The 24055-nt window shown below is 29.1% G+C and carries 22 protein-coding genes, 1 tRNA gene, 2 pseudogenes and 1 riboswitch; of the genes and pseudogenes, 2 read left to right on the top strand and 23 right to left on the bottom strand.

The window, feature by feature from the left end; genetic code table 11:
• Positions 1-1037: 1037 nt before the first annotated feature.
• The 5 genes from leuS to FMAG_RS09295 form a co-directional block, all read right to left on the bottom strand.
• Positions 1038-3647 carry a leucine--tRNA ligase gene (gene leuS / locus FMAG_RS09315; RefSeq protein WP_005886169.1) on the bottom strand — a complete coding sequence of 870 codons (2610 nt, stop codon included), beginning with the start codon at positions 3645-3647 and terminating at the stop codon, positions 1038-1040.
• Between the two features lie 77 nt (positions 3648-3724).
• A complete protein-coding gene (locus FMAG_RS09310) occupies positions 3725-4321 on the bottom strand; it encodes a sigma-70 family RNA polymerase sigma factor (RefSeq protein WP_005886167.1) in 597 nt (198 codons plus the stop codon).
• 48 nt (positions 4322-4369) lie between these two features.
• Positions 4370-5077, bottom strand: a complete 708-nt coding sequence (gene rlmB, locus FMAG_RS09305) for a 23S rRNA (guanosine(2251)-2'-O)-methyltransferase RlmB (RefSeq protein ID WP_005886165.1) — start codon at positions 5075-5077, stop codon at positions 4370-4372.
• A gap of 10 nt (positions 5078-5087) precedes the next feature.
• Positions 5088-6356 (bottom strand): UDP-N-acetylglucosamine 1-carboxyvinyltransferase, encoded by a 1269-nt coding sequence (murA, locus tag FMAG_RS09300; protein WP_005886163.1) that lies wholly within the window; start codon positions 6354-6356, stop codon positions 5088-5090.
• Positions 6350-6922: a DUF1694 domain-containing protein gene (locus tag FMAG_RS09295; protein WP_005886160.1), complete on the bottom strand. Its 573-nt coding sequence runs from the start codon at positions 6920-6922 to the stop codon at positions 6350-6352. The genes murA and FMAG_RS09295 overlap by 7 nt, the downstream gene beginning before the upstream one ends.
• A gap of 166 nt (positions 6923-7088) precedes the next feature.
• On the opposite strand from FMAG_RS09295, the gene FMAG_RS09290 reads away from it, so the two are divergent.
• Together FMAG_RS09290 and FMAG_RS09285 are read left to right on the top strand one after the other, a co-directional pair.
• On the top strand, positions 7089-8132 hold the full coding sequence (locus tag FMAG_RS09290; RefSeq protein WP_005886159.1) for a carboxypeptidase-like regulatory domain-containing protein: 1044 nt from the start codon (positions 7089-7091) through the stop codon (positions 8130-8132).
• A gap of 75 nt (positions 8133-8207) precedes the next feature.
• Positions 8208-8936: an RIO1 family regulatory kinase/ATPase domain-containing protein gene (locus tag FMAG_RS09285; RefSeq protein ID WP_005886157.1), complete on the top strand. Its 729-nt coding sequence runs from the start codon at positions 8208-8210 to the stop codon at positions 8934-8936.
• Here the strand turns inward: FMAG_RS09285 and tsaD are convergent.
• The 18 genes and pseudogenes from tsaD to truA all read right to left on the bottom strand — a co-directional run bounded on the left by tsaD (position 8898) and on the right by truA (position 24004).
• A complete protein-coding gene (tsaD, locus tag FMAG_RS09280; protein ID WP_005886156.1) occupies positions 8898-9980 on the bottom strand; it encodes a tRNA (adenosine(37)-N6)-threonylcarbamoyltransferase complex transferase subunit TsaD in 1083 nt (360 codons plus the stop codon). The genes FMAG_RS09285 and tsaD overlap by 39 nt on opposite strands.
• Positions 9981-10049: 69 nt before the next feature.
• Positions 10050-10779, bottom strand: a pseudogene (pflA, locus tag FMAG_RS09275) (pyruvate formate-lyase-activating protein).
• Positions 10780-10828: 49 nt separating this feature from the next.
• Entirely contained in the window at positions 10829-13057 is a 2229-nt protein-coding gene (pflB, locus tag FMAG_RS09270; RefSeq protein ID WP_005886155.1) for a formate C-acetyltransferase, read from the bottom strand.
• 201 nt (positions 13058-13258) lie between these two features.
• Positions 13259-13341: riboswitch (ZMP/ZTP riboswitch) on the bottom strand.
• A 36-nt stretch (positions 13342-13377) separates the two neighbouring features.
• A complete protein-coding gene (locus FMAG_RS09265; RefSeq protein ID WP_005886154.1) occupies positions 13378-14112 on the bottom strand; it encodes a lysophospholipid acyltransferase family protein in 735 nt (244 codons plus the stop codon).
• 20 nt (positions 14113-14132) lie between these two features.
• Complete coding sequence (locus FMAG_RS09260; protein WP_005886153.1) at positions 14133-14678, bottom strand: regulatory protein RecX; 546 nt, start codon at positions 14676-14678, stop codon at positions 14133-14135.
• Positions 14668-15747 carry a recombinase RecA gene (gene recA / locus FMAG_RS09255; protein ID WP_005886152.1) on the bottom strand — a complete coding sequence of 360 codons (1080 nt, stop codon included), beginning with the start codon at positions 15745-15747 and terminating at the stop codon, positions 14668-14670. The genes FMAG_RS09260 and recA overlap by 11 nt, the downstream gene beginning before the upstream one ends.
• 1 nt (position 15748) lies before the next feature.
• Entirely contained in the window at positions 15749-16717 is a 969-nt protein-coding gene (locus FMAG_RS09250) for a glycosyltransferase family 9 protein (RefSeq protein WP_106991874.1), read from the bottom strand.
• 17 nt (positions 16718-16734) lie between these two features.
• The gene (locus FMAG_RS09245; RefSeq protein ID WP_005886150.1) at positions 16735-17421 is read right to left on the bottom strand and encodes a lipopolysaccharide core heptose(II) kinase RfaY; all 687 of its coding nucleotides are present in this window, start codon (positions 17419-17421) and stop codon (positions 16735-16737) included.
• A complete protein-coding gene (locus FMAG_RS09240; protein WP_040494054.1) occupies positions 17421-18422 on the bottom strand; it encodes a glycosyltransferase family 9 protein in 1002 nt (333 codons plus the stop codon). Before FMAG_RS09240 ends, FMAG_RS09245 begins: the two co-directional genes overlap by 1 nt.
• Positions 18418-19458: a glycosyltransferase family 9 protein gene (locus tag FMAG_RS09235; protein ID WP_005886148.1), complete on the bottom strand. Its 1041-nt coding sequence runs from the start codon at positions 19456-19458 to the stop codon at positions 18418-18420. The genes FMAG_RS09240 and FMAG_RS09235 overlap by 5 nt, the downstream gene beginning before the upstream one ends.
• 10 nt (positions 19459-19468) lie before the next feature.
• Positions 19469-20233 (bottom strand): glycosyltransferase family 2 protein, encoded by a 765-nt coding sequence (locus FMAG_RS09230; protein ID WP_005886146.1) that lies wholly within the window; start codon positions 20231-20233, stop codon positions 19469-19471.
• Between the two features lie 8 nt (positions 20234-20241).
• Positions 20242-21317, bottom strand: a pseudogene (locus FMAG_RS09225) (polysaccharide deacetylase family protein).
• 165 nt (positions 21318-21482) lie between these two features.
• Positions 21483-21559 (bottom strand) — tRNA-Met (locus tag FMAG_RS09220).
• Between the two features lie 122 nt (positions 21560-21681).
• Positions 21682-21843 carry a rubredoxin gene (gene rd, locus FMAG_RS09215; protein ID WP_005886145.1) on the bottom strand — a complete coding sequence of 54 codons (162 nt, stop codon included), beginning with the start codon at positions 21841-21843 and terminating at the stop codon, positions 21682-21684.
• A gap of 45 nt (positions 21844-21888) precedes the next feature.
• Entirely contained in the window at positions 21889-22269 is a 381-nt protein-coding gene (locus FMAG_RS09210; protein WP_005886143.1) for a desulfoferrodoxin family protein, read from the bottom strand.
• A gap of 32 nt (positions 22270-22301) precedes the next feature.
• On the bottom strand, positions 22302-22721 hold the full coding sequence (locus tag FMAG_RS09205; RefSeq protein ID WP_005886140.1) for a Fur family transcriptional regulator: 420 nt from the start codon (positions 22719-22721) through the stop codon (positions 22302-22304).
• Between the two features lie 93 nt (positions 22722-22814).
• The gene (locus FMAG_RS09200; RefSeq protein WP_005886138.1) at positions 22815-23264 is read right to left on the bottom strand and encodes a GNAT family N-acetyltransferase; all 450 of its coding nucleotides are present in this window, start codon (positions 23262-23264) and stop codon (positions 22815-22817) included.
• Positions 23265-23272: 8 nt separating this feature from the next.
• Positions 23273-24004, bottom strand: coding sequence for a tRNA pseudouridine(38-40) synthase TruA (truA, locus tag FMAG_RS09195; protein WP_005886136.1), 732 nt, complete (start codon positions 24002-24004; stop codon positions 23273-23275).
• Positions 24005-24055 lie beyond the last annotated feature (51 nt).

Here is a 24055-nt window from a genome sequence, read left to right as displayed (position 1 = left end):
AATTTCATGCGAAACTCACATAATATCCGGTATTAGCATTCGTTTCCAAATGTTGTCCCAGACTGCAGGGCAAGTTCTTTACGCGTTACTCACCCGTCCGCCACCATCACCCGAAGGATCAAGTAGACTTGCATGTGTTAAGCATTCTGTCAGCGTTCATCCTGAGCCAGGATCAAACTCTTCGTTCAATCTATATAACTCAGTAAAATTTACTGATTGTTTTACACCAATTTATTGTTGTGTTTGCATTAATTGTCTTTCTCTATTCTGTTGCTAATGTCCTTATTAATTTATCTGTACCGCTCTCTCGCGGACATAAATTATAATATCATATTTTTTATTTTTCGTCAACACTTTTTTTAAATTTTTAAAAAAAATGGGCTATCTGACTTTATCTACATTCAGATAGCCCTATATATCTACTTCTATATTATTTATCAGTAATCCCCTCCTTAATTTTTTAATAAGAAATAATCTATATTATCAAAAATTTTTCCATTATATTTTTTATACCATATTGATTATTTTATTAATTCTGAAATAATAATCCTACCATTTCTTTAATATTTAATAAAGATAACTCAATCTTGTATATTTTAAATATAATTTTTATTACCTAAGTAATTAATCATATTAATTAAAATACTTCTCTGAAGATAAGAAATGTTCTCTATAAAATACAAACTATAATTAGAATAAGTATTGTTAATATATCTCTTACTTTTTTGATAGGTATAAAAGCTTTTTATTAATTCTATCTCAATCTTATTTTTTATTAAATTACTATAATTTTAGTCCTCTCGAAAAATTATTAAGTGATTATTTATAATCTCATCTTATTAACTTCTCTTTTAAATTTATTTCATTGGAATCTACCTCCTTAAGAGATTATTTTGTCTAGACCTTTTATCTCTTCCTGTTAATACTTATATACCTCATAAAATTCATTATGTCAATAGAATTTCTTAAAAAAATTTATTTTTTATATAAAAACTAGGGAGTGAAATAAAATTTCACTCCCTAGTTACTAAAATTTATTACTTTACAACTATATTTACTATTTTATCAGGAATAACAATTAATTTTACTAAAGTTTTTCCTTCCATATGTTTTTTTACATTTTCTAAATTTAATGCTAATTTTTCAACTGTATCTTTATCTGTTCCTCTTTCTACTTCAACAGTTCCTCTAACTTTTCCATTTACTTGAACTGCCATTACAACTTCTGATGATACAGTTAATTTTTCATCATATGAAGGCCATTTTTCATTGAATAAATATCCTGTATTTCCCATCTCTTCCCATAGTTCATCACAGAAATGTGGAGTAAATGGTGATAACATTACTAATATATTCTTTATAACTTCAGCAAATATTTTCTTAGATTCAGAAGTTGTTTTTCCACCTTCTAAAATATTTACTTTATAATCTTGAGTTTCATTTATTAACTCCATAGTAGCAGCTATTGAAGTATTGAAGTGATAGTCATCTTCTATAGATTCAGTTACTTTCTTTATAGTTTGATTTAATTTGATTAATAAAGCTTTATCATCTCTACTTACCTTTGTTAAATCAATCTCTCCAAACTCTAGATTTTCTTTATGCTCCATTACTAGTCTCCAAATTTTTGTTAAAAATCTGTAAGCTCCAGCAAGTCCATTTTCATTCCACTCTAATTCTTTTTCAGGTGGAGCAGCAAACATTATAAATAATCTAGTTGTATCTGCACCATATTTAGTTATCATCTCTTCAGGGTCTACACCATTATTTTTAGATTTAGACATTTTTTCAACTTTTATTGCTAATTCTTCTCCAGTAGCTTTTGAAAATGCTTTTTCACCTTTAACATCAACTTCACTTGAGAATAAGAATTTGTTTTCAGCTGCTGAATAGTATGATGGCCCTAAAACCATTCCTTGAGTTAATAATCTCTTGAATGGTTCATTAGCTGAAACAAGGCCTAAATCTCTTAATATTTTTTGGAAAAATCTAGCATATAATAAGTGCATTACTGCATGCTCTATTCCACCTATATATTGATCTACTCCCATCCAAGAATCAACTATCTCTTTGTCAAATGGAAGTTTATCATTTTTAGGGTCACAATATCTTAAAAAATACCAAGATGAATCTACAAAAGTATCCATAGTATCTGTATCTCTTCTAGCTGGTCCACCACAAATTGGACATACAGCATGTTTAAAACTTTCTGATGTTTCTAATGGATTTCCTACTCCATTAAATGAAACATCTTCTGGAAGTTTCACTGGAAGATTTTCATCTTTTTCCATTACAGTTCCACATTTTTCACAATATAGTGCTGGAATAGGTGTTCCCCAGTATCTTTGTCTTGAAACTCCCCAATCTTTTAATCTGTATTTTACTGTTCTTTTACCATAATTATTAGCTTCTACATATTCAGCTATTTTTGTTAAAGCCTCTTTAGAACTCATCCCGTTAAACTCTCCTGAATTTGTCATTACTCCAACTTCAGTGAAAGCCTCTGTCATCTCTTCTGCTTTTAGCTCAATTACTTCTTTTGTTTCTTTATTAACTGGATTAATTACAACATTTAATGGTAAATTATATTTTTTTGCAAATGCAAAGTCTCTTTCATCGTGACAAGGAACAGCCATTACAGCTCCTGTTCCATAGTTCATTAGAACATAGTCAGCTACCCATAATTGTACTTTCTCTTTTGTTACTGGATTAATTACATGCCAACCTGTGAATACTCCATTTTTTTCTCTTCCTTCTGCTGATCTTTCAATTAAATCTGTATTTTTCATTGCTTCAATACTTGATTTTATCTCTGGATTAACTTTTATAATTTCCTCTACAATAGGATGCTCTGGAGCAACAACACAATAAGACACTCCATAAATTGTATCTATTCTTGTTGTAAACATAGGTAATTCCTTACCTGTTTCAGCAACAGTAAACACTATCTCTGTTCCATATGATTTCCCTATCCAGTTTTTTTGCATTGTTAAAACTTTTTCAGGCCAACCATCTTTCAACTCTTTATGCCCCTCTAATAACTCGTCAGCATAGTCAGTTATCTTAAAGAACCATTGCTCTAACTCTTTTTGAATAACTGAAGTTTTACTATGTCTCCAACATTTTCCATCTTCAACTTGCTCATTTGCTAATACTGTATTACAATCTGGGCACCAGTTTACAAGAGATTTTTTCTTGTAGATTAATCCTTTTTCATAAAGTCTTTTGAACATCCATTGGTTCCATTTATAGTATTCTGGTGTATAAGAAGCTATCTCTCTATCCCAATCATACGAAAATCCTAATAATTTTAATTGTCTTCTCATATTTTCAATATTAGATTTTGTCCACACAGCTGGGTGTGCTCCATTTTGAATAGCTGCATTCTCTGCTGGTAATCCAAAAGAATCCCATCCCATAGGATTTAATACATTATAACCTTTCATTCTCTTATATCTAGCTATAACATCTCCTATTGTATAGTTTCTAGCATGCCCAACATGTAGTTTCCCAGATGGATATGGAAGCATTACAAGTACATAATAATTCTCTTTCCCTTCAACTTTATTTTCTGTCTTGAAAATGTGTCCATTTTCCCATTTCCCTTGCCACTTGGCTTCTACTTCTTTAAAATTATACTCTCTCAAGAATATCACCTCATCAATAATTCTTTTCCATATTCAATATATCACTATTTTTTTTAATTAACAACTTTTTTCTTAAATTAATAAGTACTTAACCACAATTCACTTTTTCTTTTTATTCTTTGAAAACTATTATCTATCACTTTAGGAGTTTTCTCTAGCTCCTCTGCAATCTCTTTATAAGAAAAACCTTTAATCATATAGTTAAATACTTGCCTTTCAAATGGGCTAAAATTATGCTCTACGAAATCTTGAAACTCCATTATTTTCTCTTTAGATAAAAATATAGCTTCAGGATTATATCTCACATTTGAATAAAGTTCTTTTGGATAATCTTCATGACCATCTTCTGTTTCTAAATTATTTCCACTAGCTTCATTTAAAGCGCTATTTTTTTGTGCTGTAGAACTTCTAACTGCAGTTAATATCTGTCTTCTAATACAAAGAGTTGCAAATGTTTTAAAAGAAGCTTTCCCCTCACTATAATTTTTTATCGCTTTCAAAAGTCCTATTGTCCCCTCTTGTAATAAATCATCTTGATCAGCACCAACAAGAAAATAATTTCTAATATTAAGATATATCAATTTCTTATACTCTTTTAATATTAAATCTAAAGCTTCCTGATCTCCATTTTGAGCTAATTTTATTACTTCATCATTTATTAACTCTTCATTCATATAAATTCTTTCCCTTCCCACTATGGTAATATTATCCCCTATAATATTTTAAAAAGACTTTACTATTTCAGATAGAATTATTCCTCCTGCTACTGAAACATTTAGAGAGTTAATTTTTCCATACATAGGTATTTTTATTAAAACATCACAGCTCTCTTTTACTTTTTTTCTTATTCCATTTCCTTCACTTCCAAGAACTAATGCTGTTCTACTAGGATACTTTTCTTGAGAATAATCTTTACTTCCTTCTCCCTCTGCTCCATATACCCAATAATCTAATTTTTTTAATTTACTGATAGCATCAGAGATATTTGTAACTTTTACTATATCTACATACTCTATTGCTCCAGTTGAAGTTTTAACAACTGTTTCATTTATTCTTACAGCATTTCTTTCAGGAATGATTATTCCTTTTACTCCAAATACCTCAGCACTTCTTATTAAAGCACCAAAATTTCTTGGGTCTTGTATCTCATCCAAAATTAAAACAATAGATTTTTCCATAGGAGCAATTTTTTCCAAAAATTCTCCAAAATCCACATAATAGTCATAATCACTTACATGAACTACAACTCCTTGTGAATTTTCTCTCTTCTTATCTGTATAAAATATCTTAATATTTCTTTCTGAAGCTAATCTTTTTATCTTATTTATCTTATCATCTTTAGCCCCTTTAAAAATCTCTAATTTCTCTATTGTTTTCTCTTTATTTTGTAATACCTCCATTACAGGATTTATACCTATTATTTTCTCCATTATACCTCCATTATACCTCTGTTTTTATTCTCTCTATATCTGCACCAATATTTTTTAACTTTAATTCTAAATTCTCATATCCTCTATCTACATGATAAATTCTATTTACTATACTTTCTCCTTCAGCTTTTAATGCTGCAAGAATTAAAGATGCTCCTGCTCTTAAATCACTTGCCATAACTTCTGCTGATGAAAAATTTTCTATTCCTTTTATAGTTGCTATGTTTCCATTGATATCTATTTTAGCTCCCATTCTATTTAGCTCAGGTACATGCATAAATCTATTTTCAAAAATAGTTTCTTTTATTTCGCTACTACCTTTAGCTAAACACATAAGAGTCATTATAGGAGATTGTAAATCTGTTGGAAATCCTGGATGTGGCATAGTTGTAATTTTTATTCCTTGAAGATCAGAAAGTTTTGAAATTATTCTTAACTCCTTATTCTCTATCTCATATCTCACTCCCATCTCTTCTAACTTCATCAAAAATGCCTCTAAATGCTCTCTCTCTACTCCCTTAACTTTTATCTTTCCATCAAATATAATAGCTGCAATAATAAAAGTTCCAGCTACTATTCTATCTGAGATGATTGTGTGCTCACAAGGATATAATCTTTCTACACCTTCTATTGTAAGAGTTCCAGTTCCCACTCCAGTAATCTTAGCTCCCATCTCATTTAAAAAATTACATAAATCTACTATTTCTGGCTCTCTTGCTGCATTTTCTAAAACAGTTATACCCTTAGCTTTTACAGCTGCCATAACTATATTTTCTGTTGCTCCTACACTAGGAAAATCTAAAACTATCTTTCCACCAATAAGCTCATCTGTTTCTGCTTCTACATATCCATGGTCAATTGTTATTTTTGTTCCTAAAGCTTCAAAACCTTTTAAGTGTAAGTCTACTGGTCTAGCTCCAATAGCACATCCACCAGGAAGAGAAACTTTTGCTTTCTTACAATGGGCTAACATTGGTCCCATAACTAAAAAAGAGGCTCTCATTTTTTTTACTAACTCATATCCTGCCACAAGATTAGTTAATCCTTTATTTTCTATTTTATATGTATTATTATCTAATTTTTCAATTATCAGTCCTAAACTCTCTAAAAGTTTAACTAATGTTCTTATGTCCATTAAATTAGGAACATTTTTTAATATATAAGTTCCCTTTTCTATAAGAGTAGCTATCATAATTGGAAGAGCTGCATTTTTTGAACCTTCAACTTCTAGTACTCCCTTTATTTCTTTACCACCTGTTACCTTAAAAGCCTCTACCATCTCTTATTTTTCTCCTTTTCAATCTTACATATAGGACAACTTTCTCCAAATAATTGATTAAAAATTGTCAACTTTTTAAATTTTTTTTCATACCCCGGTAACTTTTCTTCTACCAAAGAATAATGTTTTTCACAAATTTTTTTACCAAAGTATTTTACATATTCAGGATATAATCCTACCTCTTGAAATTTTTCTCTTATATCTTTTATGAGAATCTCTCTTTCATTAGTATCAAAGGCATCCTTTACAACTATAACTAAAGCAATATTCCCCAATAGGTTTAAGCTATCTACTAGAGTATATCTTACATTAATCCTCTCAGCCTCAACAATATATGGCTTTAAAAACTTTAATTCGATTTCTCTTTTCATTTTTATATAAGCCACATCTGATTGTTTTATTCTCTCAATTATTTCAGGATAAACTATTCCTGATCTCAATTGTTCTTCAGTTAATGCCAATGCTACATTCTCTTTAAATTCATCTAAATAAAAAGCTCTTTCTGCCTGTGTTTTTAAAAAATTTATTTTAACTTGACTCTCTTTATCTATTAAATTTTCATTCATTCTTTCTCACCTTTAATACTTGACATTGTAATAGATTATATCATAATATTGTATCATTTTACAGTAATAATTAAAAGGATTTTCTAAAACTCTTTTAAAAAACCTCTCTATATTTTTTAAGAAAAAATGCTATAATATATTTACTTATTTTTAGGAGGTTAATTCTATGAGAAAGATTATTCTCGTTATACTATTTATAAATTTATTTTTTATAACTTTTTCAAAAAATATTACTTTTAACTTTAATACCTCTACTGGTAAAGTTGAATATTTTAAAGCTGGTGACTTAAATACACAATCTAATTATTTTTATGATGGAACACTTACTTTAGATTTAGAAAAAGATGAGTATTATTTTTTATTAAGCAATGAAGATTTTCCACCTATTCAAAAAATTATTGATGTAAAAACTACAGAGAATCCAATAGATATAGTTTTTACTAAAGAAAACTATATTTGCGTTAAAGGAATAGTTAAAAATAACTCTTCAAATCTTGGAAATGTCAATGTTTCATTTACAAATTCTGAAAATAAAAGTTTCCATTTTTCCACTGATATTTTTGGAGAATTTATAGCTTATTTACCGCCTAATAACTATTCTATCAATGCTGAAAGATTTGGTTATACTCTTGACAAAAAAAATAAAATCATTTATAATTTTTCTTCTGCTAGAAAAACTTATTCCTTAGAGTTAAATTTAATAGAACTACCTTGCTTTATCCAAGGTAAAGTTATAGATGAAAATAATCACTCTATTCCTTATCCAAAAATCTTTATAAAGAACGGTGAAAACATTATTCAAGGAGAGGGTGATGAATTTGGAATGTTTAAATTTCCTGTGAATAGTGGAATTATAACTATTCTTGCTCAAAAAAATAGTTTTTTTCAAAATGGTGTAGTAAGAAAAATAGAGAAAAATTCATCTATTACAAATATCGAAATACCTCTTTCTAAGATAAGATATAGTATAACTGGTATTGTAACTAATGGAATAAAAGCTCTTGATAAAGTAGAGCTTCAACTAGTAAATGAAGATAATAGTAAAATTACAACTACTTATAGTGATGAAAATGGTTACTTTGAATTTTATAAAATTCCTAGTAATAGAAAAGTATTTATCTTAGTTCTAAAAGATAATAAAATCTTGAAAAAAACTGAACTTATAGATTTAAATAAAGATATAAAAGATTTTAATATAATTTTAGATTAATTTATATTTATTCCATCATTATTTCATCACATATTAATAGTAAAATATAAATTATAATTTTGTGGTGAGATTAAAATGTTTAAAAAAAATATTAATTTAATTAGAAAAAATATTGTAAAATTTTTAATTTTAAATTATCCTAATTGTAACATAAAGAGAGAAAATCTATCTCTTTTAAATGAGGGAAAATTTGCAAATGCAACAGTATTCCGATATAAAGATAAAAATTTAGATTTAACAATTAAAGATTTTTCTGGTTCTCCCTGGCTTGTTAGGAAAACATTTGGAAAACTATTTATAAATTTAGAATATAATAACTTAGTCAAGCTATCAAATAATCCTTCAATCGCAAAAAATCCTAAAAAACTTTCAGAGTGTACATTAGCATTTGGTTTCATAAAAGGAAAAGCATTAAAATTTTTTCCAAAATCTTCTATTGAAAAAGATTTTTTCCTTAAGTTAGAAAAAAATGTTAAAGCTATGCATAGTAAAAATATTGTACATTTAGATTTAAGAAATTTAGGAAATATTTTAGTTGGGAAAGACGGACATCCATATATTATCGATTTTCAATCAGCTATATCTACCAAATATTTAGGTAGTTGGCTTTCAAAAATACTTAAAACTTCTGATTTAACTGGTGTTTATAAATGTTGGAATAATAGATGTACAGAGCCTTTAGATGAAAAAAGATCTAATATTTTAACAGAGTTTAATAAATTAAGAAAAGTTTGGATTTTTAGAGGTTATCCTTTAAGCAGAGCTTTAAAGAAAATAAAAGAATTTATATATCAAAAAAATTAGGGTAATTAGATTTACCCTAATTTTTTTTAATTCATCTATTACATTTAAAGTTGCTACTCCATTTAAATCTAAATCAGCAAAACAACTTTTTCCATCTTTACAATTGATAAGTTTATAGTAAGCTGCTTCCGCTATCATAGCTGCATTATCAGTACAAAGCTTCATAGATGGATAAAATACATCTATTCCCATTTTTTTAGCTCCCTCAGTAAGTTGACTTCTAAGTAGAGAGTTTGCTGCTACTCCTCCAGCTAAAATAATTGTTTTTACTCCCTTTTCCTTTGCAGCTTTTAAAGTTTTTTTACATAAGATATCTACTACTTTTCCTAAGAAAGAAGCTGCTAAATCTTCATTAGAAAATTCCTCACCCTTCATCTTCATCTTATTTACAAAGTTAATTACAGCAGTCTTTATTCCTGAAAAACTAAAGTCGTACTCTCCTACTTTAGGCTCTGGTATCTCTAAAAAATCTCTATTCCCTTGATAATACATCTTATCTATTACAGGTCCACCTGGATATCCTATACCTAAAACTCTTGCTACCTTATCACAACTTTCTCCTACAGCATCATCTAGTGTTCCACCTAGATTTGTAAAATTATGATTTTCATCCATATATAAAATATTAGTATGTCCACCTGATACAACTAACGAAATACAAGGTAGCTTTATATCATACTCTAAAAAGTTAGCATACATATGCCCTTTTATATGGTGTACTGGTATTATTGGTATATTATGAGCATAAGCCAATCCTTTAGCAAAAGATATTCCTACTAAAAGAGCTCCAATAAGACCTGGAGCATAGGTTACAGCTATATAATCTACATCTTCCATAGTTATATTAGCCTCTTCTAAAACTTCATCTAATATAGTAGCTATATTTTTTATGTGTTGCCTAGAAGCTATCTCTGGAACTACTCCTCCATACTCTTTATGTATCTCTATCTGTGAAGAAATTTTATTGGATAAAATCTCCCTTCCATCTTTTAATACAGCTATGGAAGTTTCATCACAAGAACTCTCTATTCCTAAAATTATCATTAAAAAACCTCCTTTTCTATCAATGACATATTTTTTATTATATCATTTTTTAAGAAAAAAAGCACTTTTTTAATGAACAGGTAGATTATATTTTTTAAATATCTCCATTACTTCTAATTTTCTTTCATAACTTAAATCTTCTATATCTTTTAATGGATATTCCATTCCTAATTCTTTATATTTAAAAACTCCTAAAGTGTGATATGGAAGTATCTCTACCATCTCTATATTACTAAATTTTGATATATATTGAGCTGTTTTTTCTAGAAGTTCATTATCATCTGTAATAGTAGGAACTACTACATGTCTTACCCAAGTAGGTTTTTCTATCTCATTTAAATATTCCAAAAATTTTAATGTATTATCTATCTCTACTGAAGTTAATTCTTTATAAATCTCTTTATCAATTGCCTTAATATCTAATAATACTAAGTCCGTATATTTTAATATCTCTCTTATTTTTTCATTAAAAATATAACCTGAAGTATCTAGAGCTGTATGTATTCCCTCTTTTTTACACAATTTAAAAAGTTCCAACACATAATCACTTTGAACTAAAGGTTCTCCTCCTGTTACAGTTACTCCACCTTTTTTTCCAAAATAATTTTTATATCTTTTTATTTTTTTTAATTGTATCTTCTGCACTCTCCTGTATCTTCTTCTCTCCTATCTTCCAAGTATCAGGATTATGACAAAATTTACATCTCAATGGGCATCCCTGTAAAAAAATTACAAACCTAAGTCCAGGTCCATCTACGGTTCCCATACTCTCATAAGAATGAATATTTCCTAAAACCATTTTATCTCCTTTCAATTATTAAAAGAGAGGGAATTTTTCCCTCTCTATATTACATTTTTCCACTGATAGTTCTTGATAATACATCTAATTGTTGCTCTCTTGTAAGTCTTACAAAGTTTACTGCATATCCTGAAACTCTAATTGTAAGTTGTGGATATTTATCAGGATTTGCCATAGCATCTTCTAATAACTCCCTATCAAATACATTGACATTTAAGTGTTGCCCACCTTGAGGAGTAAAATATCCATCCATAAGAGAGATTAAATTTTCTATTCTATCCTCTTTAGTTTTTCCTAAAGCTGCTGGAGAGATAGCAAATGTATAAGAGATTCCATCCTCTGCATGATGGAATGGTAATTTTGCAACTGATGCAAGTGAAGCTATAGCTCCTCTTGTATCTCTACCATTCATTGGGTTAGCTCCTGGGGCAAAAGGTGTTCCTCCTCTTCTACCATCTGGAGTGTTTCCTGTTTTCTTTCCATATACAACATTTGAAGTTATAGTTAATATTGATTGAGTTGCCTTAGAATCTCTATATGTTCCATGAGTTCTTAGATAATTCATAAACTTCTCAACTATTTGAACTGCTAATTCATCTGTTGAATCTTCATCATTACCAAATGGTACATACTCTCCTTCTCTTTCAAAATCTACTACTATTCCATCTTCATTTCTTATTACTTTTACTTTAGCATCTCTTATAGCAACTAATGAGTCTACAACTATTGAAAGTCCAGCTATTCCACTAGCTTGAGTTCTTTCAACATTTAAATCATGCAATCCCATTGCAAAAGCTTCATAAGAGTATTTATCATGCATGTAGTGAATTATTTTTAAAGCATTTACATAAGTTCCTGCTAACCATTTCATCATCTGGTCAAACTTTTCCATTACATCATTAAAATCTAAATAATCTCCTACAACTGGAGCAAATTTAGGTGCTACTTGAGCTCCACTTTTCTCATCTCTTCCACCATTAATAGCATATAGAAGAGCTTTAGCTAAGTTTGCTCTCGCTCCAAAGAATTCCATTCCTTTTCCTATCTTCATAGGAGATACACAACAAGCTATTCCATAGTCATCTCCTAACTCTGGTCTCATTAAGTCATCATTTTCATATTGGATTGATGATGTATCTATTGATACTTTAGAACAGAATTTTTTCCAATTTTCTGGAGAATTTGCTGACCATAAAACTGTTAAGTTTGGTTCTGGTGCTGGTCCTAAGTTATATAGTGTGTGTAAGTATCTAAATGATGTCCTAGTAACTAATGTTCTTCCATCTACACCTTGCCCTCCAATTGACTCTGTTACCCAAGTAGGATCTCCAGAAAACAGATCATTATATTCAGGTGTTCTTAAGAATCTTATAATTCTTAATTTTATTATAAATTGATCTATTAGCTCTTGTGCTTCTTCTTCAGTAATGATTCCAGCTTGTAAATCTCTTTCAATATATATATCTAAGAAAGTAGAAGTTCTTCCTAAAGACATAGCTGCTCCATCTTGATCTTTAGTTGCTGCAAGATAAGCAAAATATAGAAATTGTACTGCTTCCTTAGCATCTTTAGCTGGTCTAGTTACATCAAAACCATAAGATGCACACATCTCTATAAACTCCTTTAGAGCTTTTATTTGATCAGATACTTCTTCTCTTTTTCTAATTACATCTTCATTAAAATCTGCTGCTTCTAATTGCTTTAATTGCTCTTTTTTATCCTCAATTAATCTATTTACTCCATATAAGGCAACTCTTCTATAATCTCCAATAATTCTTCCTCTTCCATAAGCATCAGGAAGTCCTGTTATAATTCCACTTTTTCTAGCAGCTCTTATTTCATCTGTATATGCTGAGAAAACACCTTCATTATGAGTTTTTCTATACTTTGTAAATATCTCTTCTGTCAATGGATCTATTTGATAACCATATGCTTCTAGAGAGTTCTTTACCATTCTTAATCCACCTTTTGGAAAAATTCCTCTCTTTAAGGGAGCATCAGTTTGAAGTCCTACAATGACTTCTGAATCCTTGTCAATATATCCTGGTCCATATGTAGTTATTCCTTGGGGAAATTTAGTTTCTGCATCATATATTCCCTTCTCCCTCTCCACTTTAAATAACTCTGTCAATTTGCTCCAAACTTTTTTAGTCTTTTCAGTAGAATCAGCTAAAAATGAATCGTCTCCATGATAAGGAGTATAATTCTCTTGTATAAAATCTCTCACATTAATTTCCTTTTTCCATAATTGACCTTTAAAATTATTCCAAAACTCCATTTTGCCTCCTTAAATTTAATTAATATTATAAAAAACTTAAAAGTTATTTTATCATTCTTTGTTAAGTTAAATTATACATTATTTAAGTATAATTTATGATATCATTCTTTATTCAAAAAGTCAACTTTTTTGTTTGAATAATTTATATTTTATAATTAAAACTATTTTATATATAAAAATAAAAAAACCGACAATCTAGGCATAAATTGCCCAGACGGTCGGCTTAATATCAAGGTTATACTCCATGTGGTTATCCACTTTTTCCGTCAGTTATATAACAAATACATTTTATCATTTTTTTCTTATTCTATCAACTATTTTTATTTTATCTTCTTATAATTTTCTTCTATAACCTCTCTTACTTTTGTGCTCAATTCCTTAATTTCATCGTTAGATAAAGAATCAACATATATTGGTTCTCCTACTATTATTGTAACCAGTTGATTTCTTTTCATTTTCCATTCCCCTCTCTTTTGAATATCAAAAGTTCCTTTTAAAGTAAGAGGTACTATTATTCCATTGGTTTCAGTAGCTAATTTAAAACTTCCTTTTTTAAATCTCAATATCTCTCCATCTAGTGTTCTCTCTCCCTCTGGAAAAATTACAATAGGATATCCATCTTTTACAACTTTTACTGCTTCTTTTATATCCTTTATTCCTTCTCTAGGATTTTCTCTATTCAAAAACACACACTTACTTCTTTTCATCCAGATATTAAAAAATGGCCAAGATTTCATCTCTTTTTTAGCTACAAATCCCACATCTATATGTAGAGCACTTACAATTACAGGAATATCTAAATTACTTTGATGATTACATACAAAAATAATTCCTTTTTCTCTCTCTAAGGCATTTATATTTTTTCTATTTTTATATATTACTCTTAATTTAACTCCAAGACTCTTTAAAACTATTCTTGATAGCCATCTCAATTTTTTTCTTGCTAGTTTTACTCCTGTTCTTTCATCTTTCATTGCTATTATAGGAAGATATAGTATACTAATGTATATAAACAATAATAATCCTGTCCCAGCTGCTAAAATCATTCCCAACATGTTTTTCTATTCCTCCCAAATTACTCATCTATCTCTTTTATTGCTCTTTGAATATCTTTATACTGAAATCCTTTTCTCATCAAAGAAACAATCTTTTTATCATTTTCTTTATTTCCTAATTTTTTCCATTGTTTTTTTATCTCTTCTATTTCAAAAGTATCTTGTCCAGCTAAAATATCCCTAATTATAGCTGAATTTACTCCCTTTTGTAAAAGCATAAACTCCATCTTTTTTTTACTATAATTATGTGAATTTACATAACTTTGTGCATAATCATAATCATTTAAATAACCTAATTCAATAAATTTTTCTATTATAGATTTTATAATATCTTTTTCTCTATATTTAGAGAGGAGCTTTTGATAGAGCTCCCTCTCTGAATAATCTCTCTTACCAAGTAAAAAGTATCCCATACTTTCTACTCTTCTTTTCACAAGCTCCCTATACTCAACTTCACTAATCTCATCTCTTTTCTTCAAATCAAATTCTAGTATAGTTTGCTTATTTAAATCCAAATAAAAAAATTCATCAAAATATATCTTATTTCCCTTAAGATTATACTTCATCAAAATTTAATGCTCCTTCTGGAACTACTGATACCTCTTCTTCTGTTTCATCTTTTGCAGAGTGTGGCTTCATAACTTTCATCACTTCAGCCTCAATAGCTGCTAATAACTCTGGTTCACTTTCAAGTCTAGCTTTTACATTCTCTTTTCCTTGTCCAAGTCTAATATCTCCAAAACTAAACCAAGCTCCAGATTTTGCAACTATATCATACTCTATAGCCATATCTAAAATCTCTCCTACTCTTGAGATTCCCTTTCCATACATTATTTGGAAAGCTGCCTCTTTAAATGGAGGTGCTATCTTATTTTTAGTAATTTTTACAACAGTTTCATTTCCTATTGCTTCATCACCTTGTTTTACACTTCCTACTCTTTTTACTTCCATTCTTACAGAAGCATAGAACTTAAGTGCTTTTCCTCCTGTAGTAGTAGTCTGAGGTCCAAATCCAAATCCACCAATTTTATCTCTAATTTGGTTGATAAAAATCATAGTAGTTTTTGATTTATTTAATGTTGCAGTAAGTTTTCTTAAAGCTTTCGACATAAGTCTAGCTTGTAATCCCATCTGTTGATCAGACATCTCTCCATCTATCTCAGCTTTCGGTACAAGTGCTGCTACTGAGTCCACTACTACAAGGTCCACAGCTCCAGAACGAACAAGCATATCTGCTATCTCTAGTGCTTGCTCTCCATAGTCAGGCTGAGATATTAAAAGCTCATCTACATCTACTCCTAGAGCCTTAGCATATACAGGGTCTAAAGCATGTTCTGCATCTATAAATGCTACTATTCCTCCCATTTTTTGTGCCTCTGCTGCTATGTGTAGAGCTATTGTAGTTTTACCTGAACTCTCTGCTCCATATATCTCTACTATTCTTCCTCTAGGAACTCCACCTTGACCTAGAGCTAAATCTAGATTGATACTTCCTGTTGAAATTGTTTCTACTGCCATACTTTGATTAGAACCTAATTTCATTATAGAACCCTCACCAAAGTCCTTTTTTATCTGCTTCATTGCCATCTCTAAGGCTTTTTCTCTGTCATTAACTTCATCTTTTGCTTTTGCCATATTATTCCTCCCAATTTATTTTTTTATCTATAATCTCCAAAATATTTTCTGCCTTTATATCTCTCATACATTTAAAATGTTTTTTAGGACAACTCTTATCTCCATGTAAACTACAAGGAGAACAGTTCTCATTAGCATATATTAAAGTGTCATTTTCTCCAAAATCAAACATTCCTGGACTAGTAGGTCCAAATATTACAAAGGTTTTACAACCTACCCCTCTAGCTATATGAAAAGGTCCAGAGTCATTAGTTACTATAAACTTAGCTTTAGATAATAATGCCCCACTCTCTTTTAAAGATAGGACTCCAGCAAGTATAATACAACTATTTTCACTTATCTTATTTATCTCTTCGCATCTAGGAATATCTCCCTTACCACCTATTAATATACTTTTGACTCCATATTTTTTATATATTAATTTTGCCAGCTCTCCAAATCCTTCTGGAGTCCATTCCTTTGTATTCTTAGATGCTCTTGGAGCTATTACAGGTAAGTTTTTAAACTCTTCTAACTTTGGATCTTCTTCAAAAGCAAAATCTAAGTCCTCTCCTATATACTCTATTCCAAACTCCTTAAAAGCTCCAAAATAATTTTTTATAATAGTATCATCTACTTGATATTTTATAAGTCTTAATTTAACTAATAGAGTTTTCCACCAGGCTCTTTTTTTATAGGTATAAGTTTTTACTCCCAATCTTTTAGCTATTATCTTTGATCTAAATTTTGCATGTAAATCAAAAACATAATCATACTTATTAGCCTTTAATCTATCTGCAAACTTTTTTATATTTTTTATTCCATCATCTTTTTTCTTATTAAAAGTTATAAGATTATCTATATATTTCAATCCAGAAATGGCATCTTTAAATTGCTCCATAACAACAAAATCTATTTCAGCTTCTGGATATTTTCTTTTAAAAGCTTTAAGCACAGGAGTAGTAAGAATTACATCTCCTATTGAGCTCATTCTTATTACTAATATTTTCACTTCTTCCCTCTCAATCTTCTTTTAAAATTAGCAAACCAGATTAAATATCTTTTCAGTGTGATAGCTACCTTATAGTAAATACTCTCTCTATCATACTCTATATCTTTATCACAGCTCTCTTCTAAATATATAAACTCATAAATTTCTCCAAACTTTCCATATCTATTCTTCATAAGCTTAGTATCTATTAGATATACTGTATTTCCATTTATTAAAAAATTCATCACTTGAGAATCCCCGTGCAAATAACCTTTATTATGGATTCTTTTTAGCTCTTTTGATATCAGCTCTATATCTTTAGTTGTTCCCTCTTCTCCTTCAAGGTAAGAGTAAACAAGATAAGAATCTACCACACAAAGTCCAAACTTAGTTTCTACTGCTAAATATGGAATAGCTCCATTGAAATCTAATTCATTTATTCTCTGAATATTTTCAAACTCTCTTCTACTTTCACTCCCTCTAAATATAGATAAAAACCTTTGCCATTTTCTTCTATTTTTTTCAATAGGTCTTTTTAATACATACTTTTCTCCATCTATCTCTATGAGAGCTACATAGCTTCTTTGGTCATTTTTAAAAATTCTCTCTATATTATAACAGGTGTTTTTTATTTTGTCATATAATTTTATATTTTTTTCATCAATATAGTATAAAATATTTTTTCCATATTTTAATTTTTTCATTAATTTTCACTCTCTAATATTTTTTCAATTCTCTCTAATATCTTTTCTGGTTTAATATCTAACATACATTTAAAGTGTTTTTTAGGGCAAGAATTTCCCCCATGGATTGAACAAGGTCTACACTCTAAATCCTCCACTTGAAATACCTCACTATTTTTTGACCAAGGAAAGAAACCAAATTTCTCAACTGTTGGTCCAAAAATAGCTAATATTTTTACATTTGAAAAAGCTGAAGCTATATGTATTGGAGATGAATCATTAGTTAAGACTATATTAGCTCTTCTAATTACCTCAGCTAACTCAAGAAGAGTAGTTCTTCCTCTTAAATCAATAGAATTTTTAGAAAGTGGTATATTAAGTAAAATCTCATCTTTTCCTCCTACTACCACTACAGTTGTATCTTCTCTTTTTTCAATCTCTTTTATAACTCTATTAAAATACTCAAGAGGCCATTTTTTAGTAAACCATTTACTTCCTGGAGCTACTATAACTATTTTTTCTTTTCTTTTTTCTAAAAATTTATCTACTTTCTCCCTTTCCAAATCAGTAGGGAAAAGTTCTATCTCATATCTTTTTCCTTCATCTTTAGGTACAAAAGATAAAAGTTTTTCTACTTCATGTTTATCACTATCATAATGAATTTTTTTTGTAAATAAAAATGAAGCTGCTGCATTATCATAACCTCTTCTTACAGGAGCTCCTGTTAGAAAACTCATAAAAGAACTTCTTAAATATCTGTGAGGAGTTATAACTAAGTTATATGATTCCATTTTTAATTTTTTAGTTATTGCCCAAAAACCTTTTATTCCTCTATGTTCTCCTCTTTTATCATACTCTATTATGTGAGTAAGGTATGGATTATTTCTTAAAATAGATGCTCCTATAGGAGTGGTTAGATAAGTAATCTCTGCTTTGGGATAGGTATCTCTCAACTTTTTTATAAGGGGGGTAGATAAAACAATATCCCCAATAAATGCTGTATGAATAATTAAGATTCTAATTTTTCTCACCCTCTTCTAAAAGAAAGCTTTCTTCTATATAATTTAATAGCTCCCCTTCCATAATTTTATCATATTTATCAAAATATGGATTTTTATAGTTCTCTTTTGGATTATTCTCATCTGGTACTAAATATTTTACTTTATCGTTTCCAAATACTCCCCATCTAGTAGTACTCTGAGTGGCTTTAGCTGGATATATTCCAACTATCCTTTTTTGAAGTGCTCCAGCTATATGAGTAGGTCCTGTAGAAGCTCCAAGATAGATAGTTCCTTTATCTATTATAGCAGCAATATTTAAAAGATCTCCTCCATTAGCATATAGATATACTTTCTCTCTAGCTATTGCATCTACCATCTTTACTCCTCTTTCCTCTTCTGAAATATGGCAGATTATAACTACATTCCTCTCTGGATTTTCATCTCTAAATCTTTGAAGCAATGAGACATATTCTTCATCTTTTATATTTTTAGCAGAACCCCCTATAAAAGGATTTACCACCAAAGTCTCTCCAACTATATTGTAAGTAGAAAAAAAAGTTTCTGCTGCTTTAATATTCTCTTCTCCTAGATATATTTTAGTATTTATCTCAAATACCTCATCATATCTTTTTTCATCAGCTTTTCTTACTAAATCTAAATTATATTCAGCTTCATTTTTTATAGATTTAGACCTTTTTTGCCAAACTCCCTTATTGAAAGCAAAAAAAGAATAAAGTTTAGATAGTGGACCTATTTTAATCTTAGATTTACTAGCCTTAGCTAGTTGTGATACAAATCTGTCATTATATAGTGCTATGAATATATCTGCTTTAAAATATACTATTTTCTCTATAAGTTCACTATGAGTATAATCATCTATCTTTATTATTCTATCCACATAGGGAAGATTTTTCACTATTTCATAGTTATATTTTCTAACTAAAACTACTAACTCTGCCTGTGGATACATTTTTTTTATCATAAAAAAACTAGGAATTGAAAGTATCAAATCCCCTATCTTATCTGTTCTTGAAACTATTACTCTTTTAATATTCATAATCCTTCCTTTATTTTTTTATATAACTTCCATTTTTAGTTATCTCATATAGTTTGTAGTATTTTACCATAGTGTAAAGAGAGCTTGTACAAGCTAATAAAAATCCCTCTTTCCCATCTAAAAAACCAAGCCTTAATAGATACATTCTTAAAAATTTAAATACTGGATTAAAAGCTAATTGAAAAATATTACATCTCTTTCCTCTTTTATAATACTCTATAGCTCCCTCTGTAGTATAACGATTAAATTTTGTAAAATAATCTCCTAAAGTTGAGTAACTATGATGGTATATCTCCTCTTTCAATGTATAGATTTTCTCATTTGTTTCAAAAGATTCATGGACAGTATTTCCATTAAATCTACCGACACTTTTTTTAAAAAGTCTTATATGGTAACTATTACTCCATCCTCCATATCTTATCTTCTTCCCAAAACAAACAGATGTAAAATTAACGTTAAATACACTTCTATCATCAGTTGAACTTTTTATCTCTAAAATCTTTTTTTGAAGCTCTGGTGATATCTCCTCATCTGCATCAATATTTAAAATCCACTCTCCACTTGCTTTATCTATTGCTGAATTTCTCTGTGGACCATATCCCTTCCAAGACTCTACATAAAATTTTGCTCCATATTTTTTAGCAATCTCTTCTGTTCTATCAGTAGAACCACTGTCCACTATAACTATCTCATCTGCTATATCCTTAATTGACTCTAAGGTTTTTTCTAAAATTCTCTCTTCATTCATTGTTATCATTGCAACTGATAATTTCATATTCTCTCCTATGACACCAAACCATATATTTTTCCTAAGATATAATTTCTTGCTATAAAAAGATTTAATTTAAACTTTTCAGGAGTAAATTTTCTAAGCTCTATTCTTCTTATCACATCATAATTAGGAACTCTTCCATTTGTTCCTTTCTTGGTAGTAACAAAGCCCTTTACTCCCTCTTTTTTTAATATCTCTGCAACCTTTTTATTTCTATGTCCCCAAGGCCAGCAAAAATACTCTACCTTGTTTCCTATATTTTCTTCCATTATTTTTTTATTTAATAGAAATTCCTCTCTTACTCTATCTAGGAAATCTTTTTCACTTTCATAATAAAAATATTTTTCTTTATTATTGTCTATATACATTTGAGCTAGCTTTAATTTCTCTTTCTCATCTTTTCCTTCTAACTCTCTATCATAGTACTCTTTAAATTTTTTAAAAAACTCTTTTTAATAATTATCCCTTGAGAAGAGTACTCTCCTCTCTTTTTAAATTTTGGATACCCTCTCTCTACTTTTCCATAGAGGTACATATCTGTAATATCCTCTCCATCTCCATTGAAAAAGCCCTCTATCTTATCACTTACAAATACTGCTGTATGCTTGTGAGAGTGTGCTTGAAAATCCACTAATCCACTTTGATACATCTCCCTTATCTCTTCCCAAGTGAGATACTGTTCTGTAGTTCCATCTCCAGTTTCAACATAATTTTTCATAGCTTCATAGTTAGCCTTTCCATTTAACAAAATCTCTGTAGTTCCATCTCTCTTTTCTTTTATATAGAGAGTATTTAAAAAAACAGTAGCTTTCATATTATACTTTTTTAATAGTGGAAAAACTTTAGAATAATTATCATAATAACCATCATCTAAAGATATTAAAACCGAATTAGATTTTATATTTCCATCTCCATACTCTTTTAAAGTTAGAGTATTCATATTTCTCTCTTTTAAAATTTTTAAATGCTCTTCAAATAAATCAGGAGTTACACTTGAAATCTCATTTACCTGATGGTATAAAAATATAGGTACTCCTTTATTTCTAAAATATATAATCAACGCTATTATAATTATTGCTATCCACATATTAACTCCTTTTTGCTCTTTTAGAATATTATACCAAATCTAAGTAGAAAATACAAAAAAAGAAAAAAGATGAACCGACTGTTCATCTTTTTCCTTAAAAATATTTAGGGTTAGACTACAACATATGAATCTAAAAAGTGGGGTTTAAAAAAATTATTTGGAATATGGTGCCTAGAAATGGATTCGAACCATCGACCGTACGGGTATGAACCGTATGCTCTAGCCAACTGAGCTATCTAGGCATATCTTTAGCATCATTACACTAATATAATACACCAACTTATAAAAAATGTCAAGTTTTTTTTAGATTTTTTCTAAAAAAAGAACACGTTAGAAAACGTGTCCTCATAAAAAACATTTTTAATTATTCAGCTGGTTCGAATTCATCTTTTCCAACACCACAAAGTGGACATAACCAATCCTCTGGTACATCTTCCCAAGCAGTTCCTGCTGCTACTCCATTATCTACATCTCCTACTGCTGGATCATACTCATATCCACAAACTTTACATATATATTTTTTCATAATCATTTCCTCCTAATTTTATTTGTATTTTAATCTTTAAATAATTTATTTATTTGCCCATAATCCATGGATATTGCAATACTCTCTTGCTACAACTTCTTTTCCCTTAGGTACTTCAAAAAAAGCTTCTGGCTCTTGTTCAGGCTTTAAGTATTTTCTATAAAGAGTATCTCCATCTACTTCTAATTCTATAAACTCAATATAATGAGCTTCTGCCATAGGATGTTTAGTTTCTTTTCCTACCCTTACTAAATATCCATTTTCTTTTTCTTCTATATATGGAACATGTTTTTCTGTAGTAGCATCTTCTACTTTAGGTACTACTAACTCAAAACCATTAGGTAAAGTATCGCAACATTTTTCTTTAGTTGCTACTACTTGAACTAAAGTTCCACACTCTAATTTTATGAAACTATTTTTTTTCATATGTATCTCCTCCTAAATAAATAATATATCCTTTATTTATTATTCGAGCAATCTTGACAAATTCCTTTAAAATAATAATGTTGTTCTTTTGTTTCACAATTTTTTAATTTGTCATCTTCTAAAATATTTTGATTGATTCCTATATCATATATTTTCCCACATTTTTCACATTTAAAATGTCCATGAACTGCCATAACACTATCATATCTTGTTTCATTCTCTTCAATTACTATTACATTTACTATCTTTTTCTCAATAAAAAGATTTAGCGTATTGTAAACAGTAGTTTTAGATAGAGTAGGAATTTCTGTACATAAGGCTTTATATATCATATCTACTGTAGGATGATTTTTATTTTCAACCAAATACTGAAATATTTTAATTCTCTGATAAGATGGCTTTATCTCATGAGCTTTTAAGTACTCTCCTATATTTTCAATATGAAATTCCATCCTTAACACCTCCTATTCTAAATAAATCAACTTTGTAATTATTCTATATTTATATAGTACACTATTTTATATCCATTGTCAAGTATTTTCATATTAAATTATGACTTTTTTCATCAAGTATCTATGAATCCCTTTTCCATACTCATCTTCTTGATATTCTTCAATCCTATATCCTAAGTCTTTATATAATTTCATTGCTATGTTATTATTAGGGTCAACTGTTAATCCTACTTCTTTATATCCTAATCTTTTTAGGTATTTTTCACTCTCTTCCATTATTTTTCTAGCATTTCCACGATTTCTATATTTTTTTCTAGTAGAGATTCCATATAAAAACACCTCATCCTTTCCAAGTACTTGCATATATTCAGCAATAGTTATAATCTCATCTCCCTCTACTAACACAAATACTTTTCCATATCTTATAAGAGCTTTTAAAATCCACAGGTCTACATTTCCATTCCCTTCAAAAGCTTCTTCTTCTATCTCTACTATTTTATTCATCAAAGTTAAATCCACATCATGGAGCTCTCTAAATTCCATACTACCTCCTAATAATCAACTTTTGATAGATAAAGACCATTTGGCTCAGCCACTTTTTTTAGATATTTTTTATCAGGATTTTTTAACATCTCCTCCATATAATTGCTAGGAAGATTTCCAAAATATATATTTAAAGCTGTTCCTATTATTATTCTAATCTGAGATTTTAAAAAAGAACTTCCTAATATTTCAACACTAATTCTATTACTACCTATTTTTTTTACTTCAATACTATATATCTCTCTTATAGAGGTTTTACTTCCACAATCACTCATTCTAAAATTATTAAAATCATGTACTCCTACTAAAATATCTAAAATTTTTTGGAATCTCTCTGCCTCTATTTCTTTATTTACATATGTTTCATATCGATTCTTAAAAGGATCTCTCTCCCAAGAAATTATATAAGTATATCCTCTTTTTTGAGCGTCAAACCTTGAATTAAACTCTATATCCACCTCTTCAATATCTAAGAGTTCTATATCCAATGGTAATCCTCTCATCAGTACATACTTCAATCTATCTAAAGGGATAGTTGAAGTAGTATAAAAATTAGAAACTTGAATAAGAGCATGAACCCCTCTATCAGTTCTACCTGAAGATACCATATCTATCTCATCTTTTAATACAACATTTAATAACTTTTCTATCTCTCCTTGAACTGTTCTTTTATTTGGCTGCCTTTGAAAACCATAAAACATGCTTCCATCATATCTATAACTTATCTTTATATTTCTCATTTTCTCCTCTTGAGTAGATAAAATAAAAAAAGAGATTCATTAGAATCTCTT

Origin of the sequence: Fusobacterium mortiferum ATCC 9817, assembly GCF_000158195.2 — a bacterium.
GTDB classification, from domain to species: domain Bacteria; phylum Fusobacteriota; class Fusobacteriia; order Fusobacteriales; family Fusobacteriaceae; genus Fusobacterium_A; species Fusobacterium_A mortiferum.
Note: the sequence above shows the minus strand (reverse complement) of the source record. Positions and strands in the feature narration are given on the sequence as shown.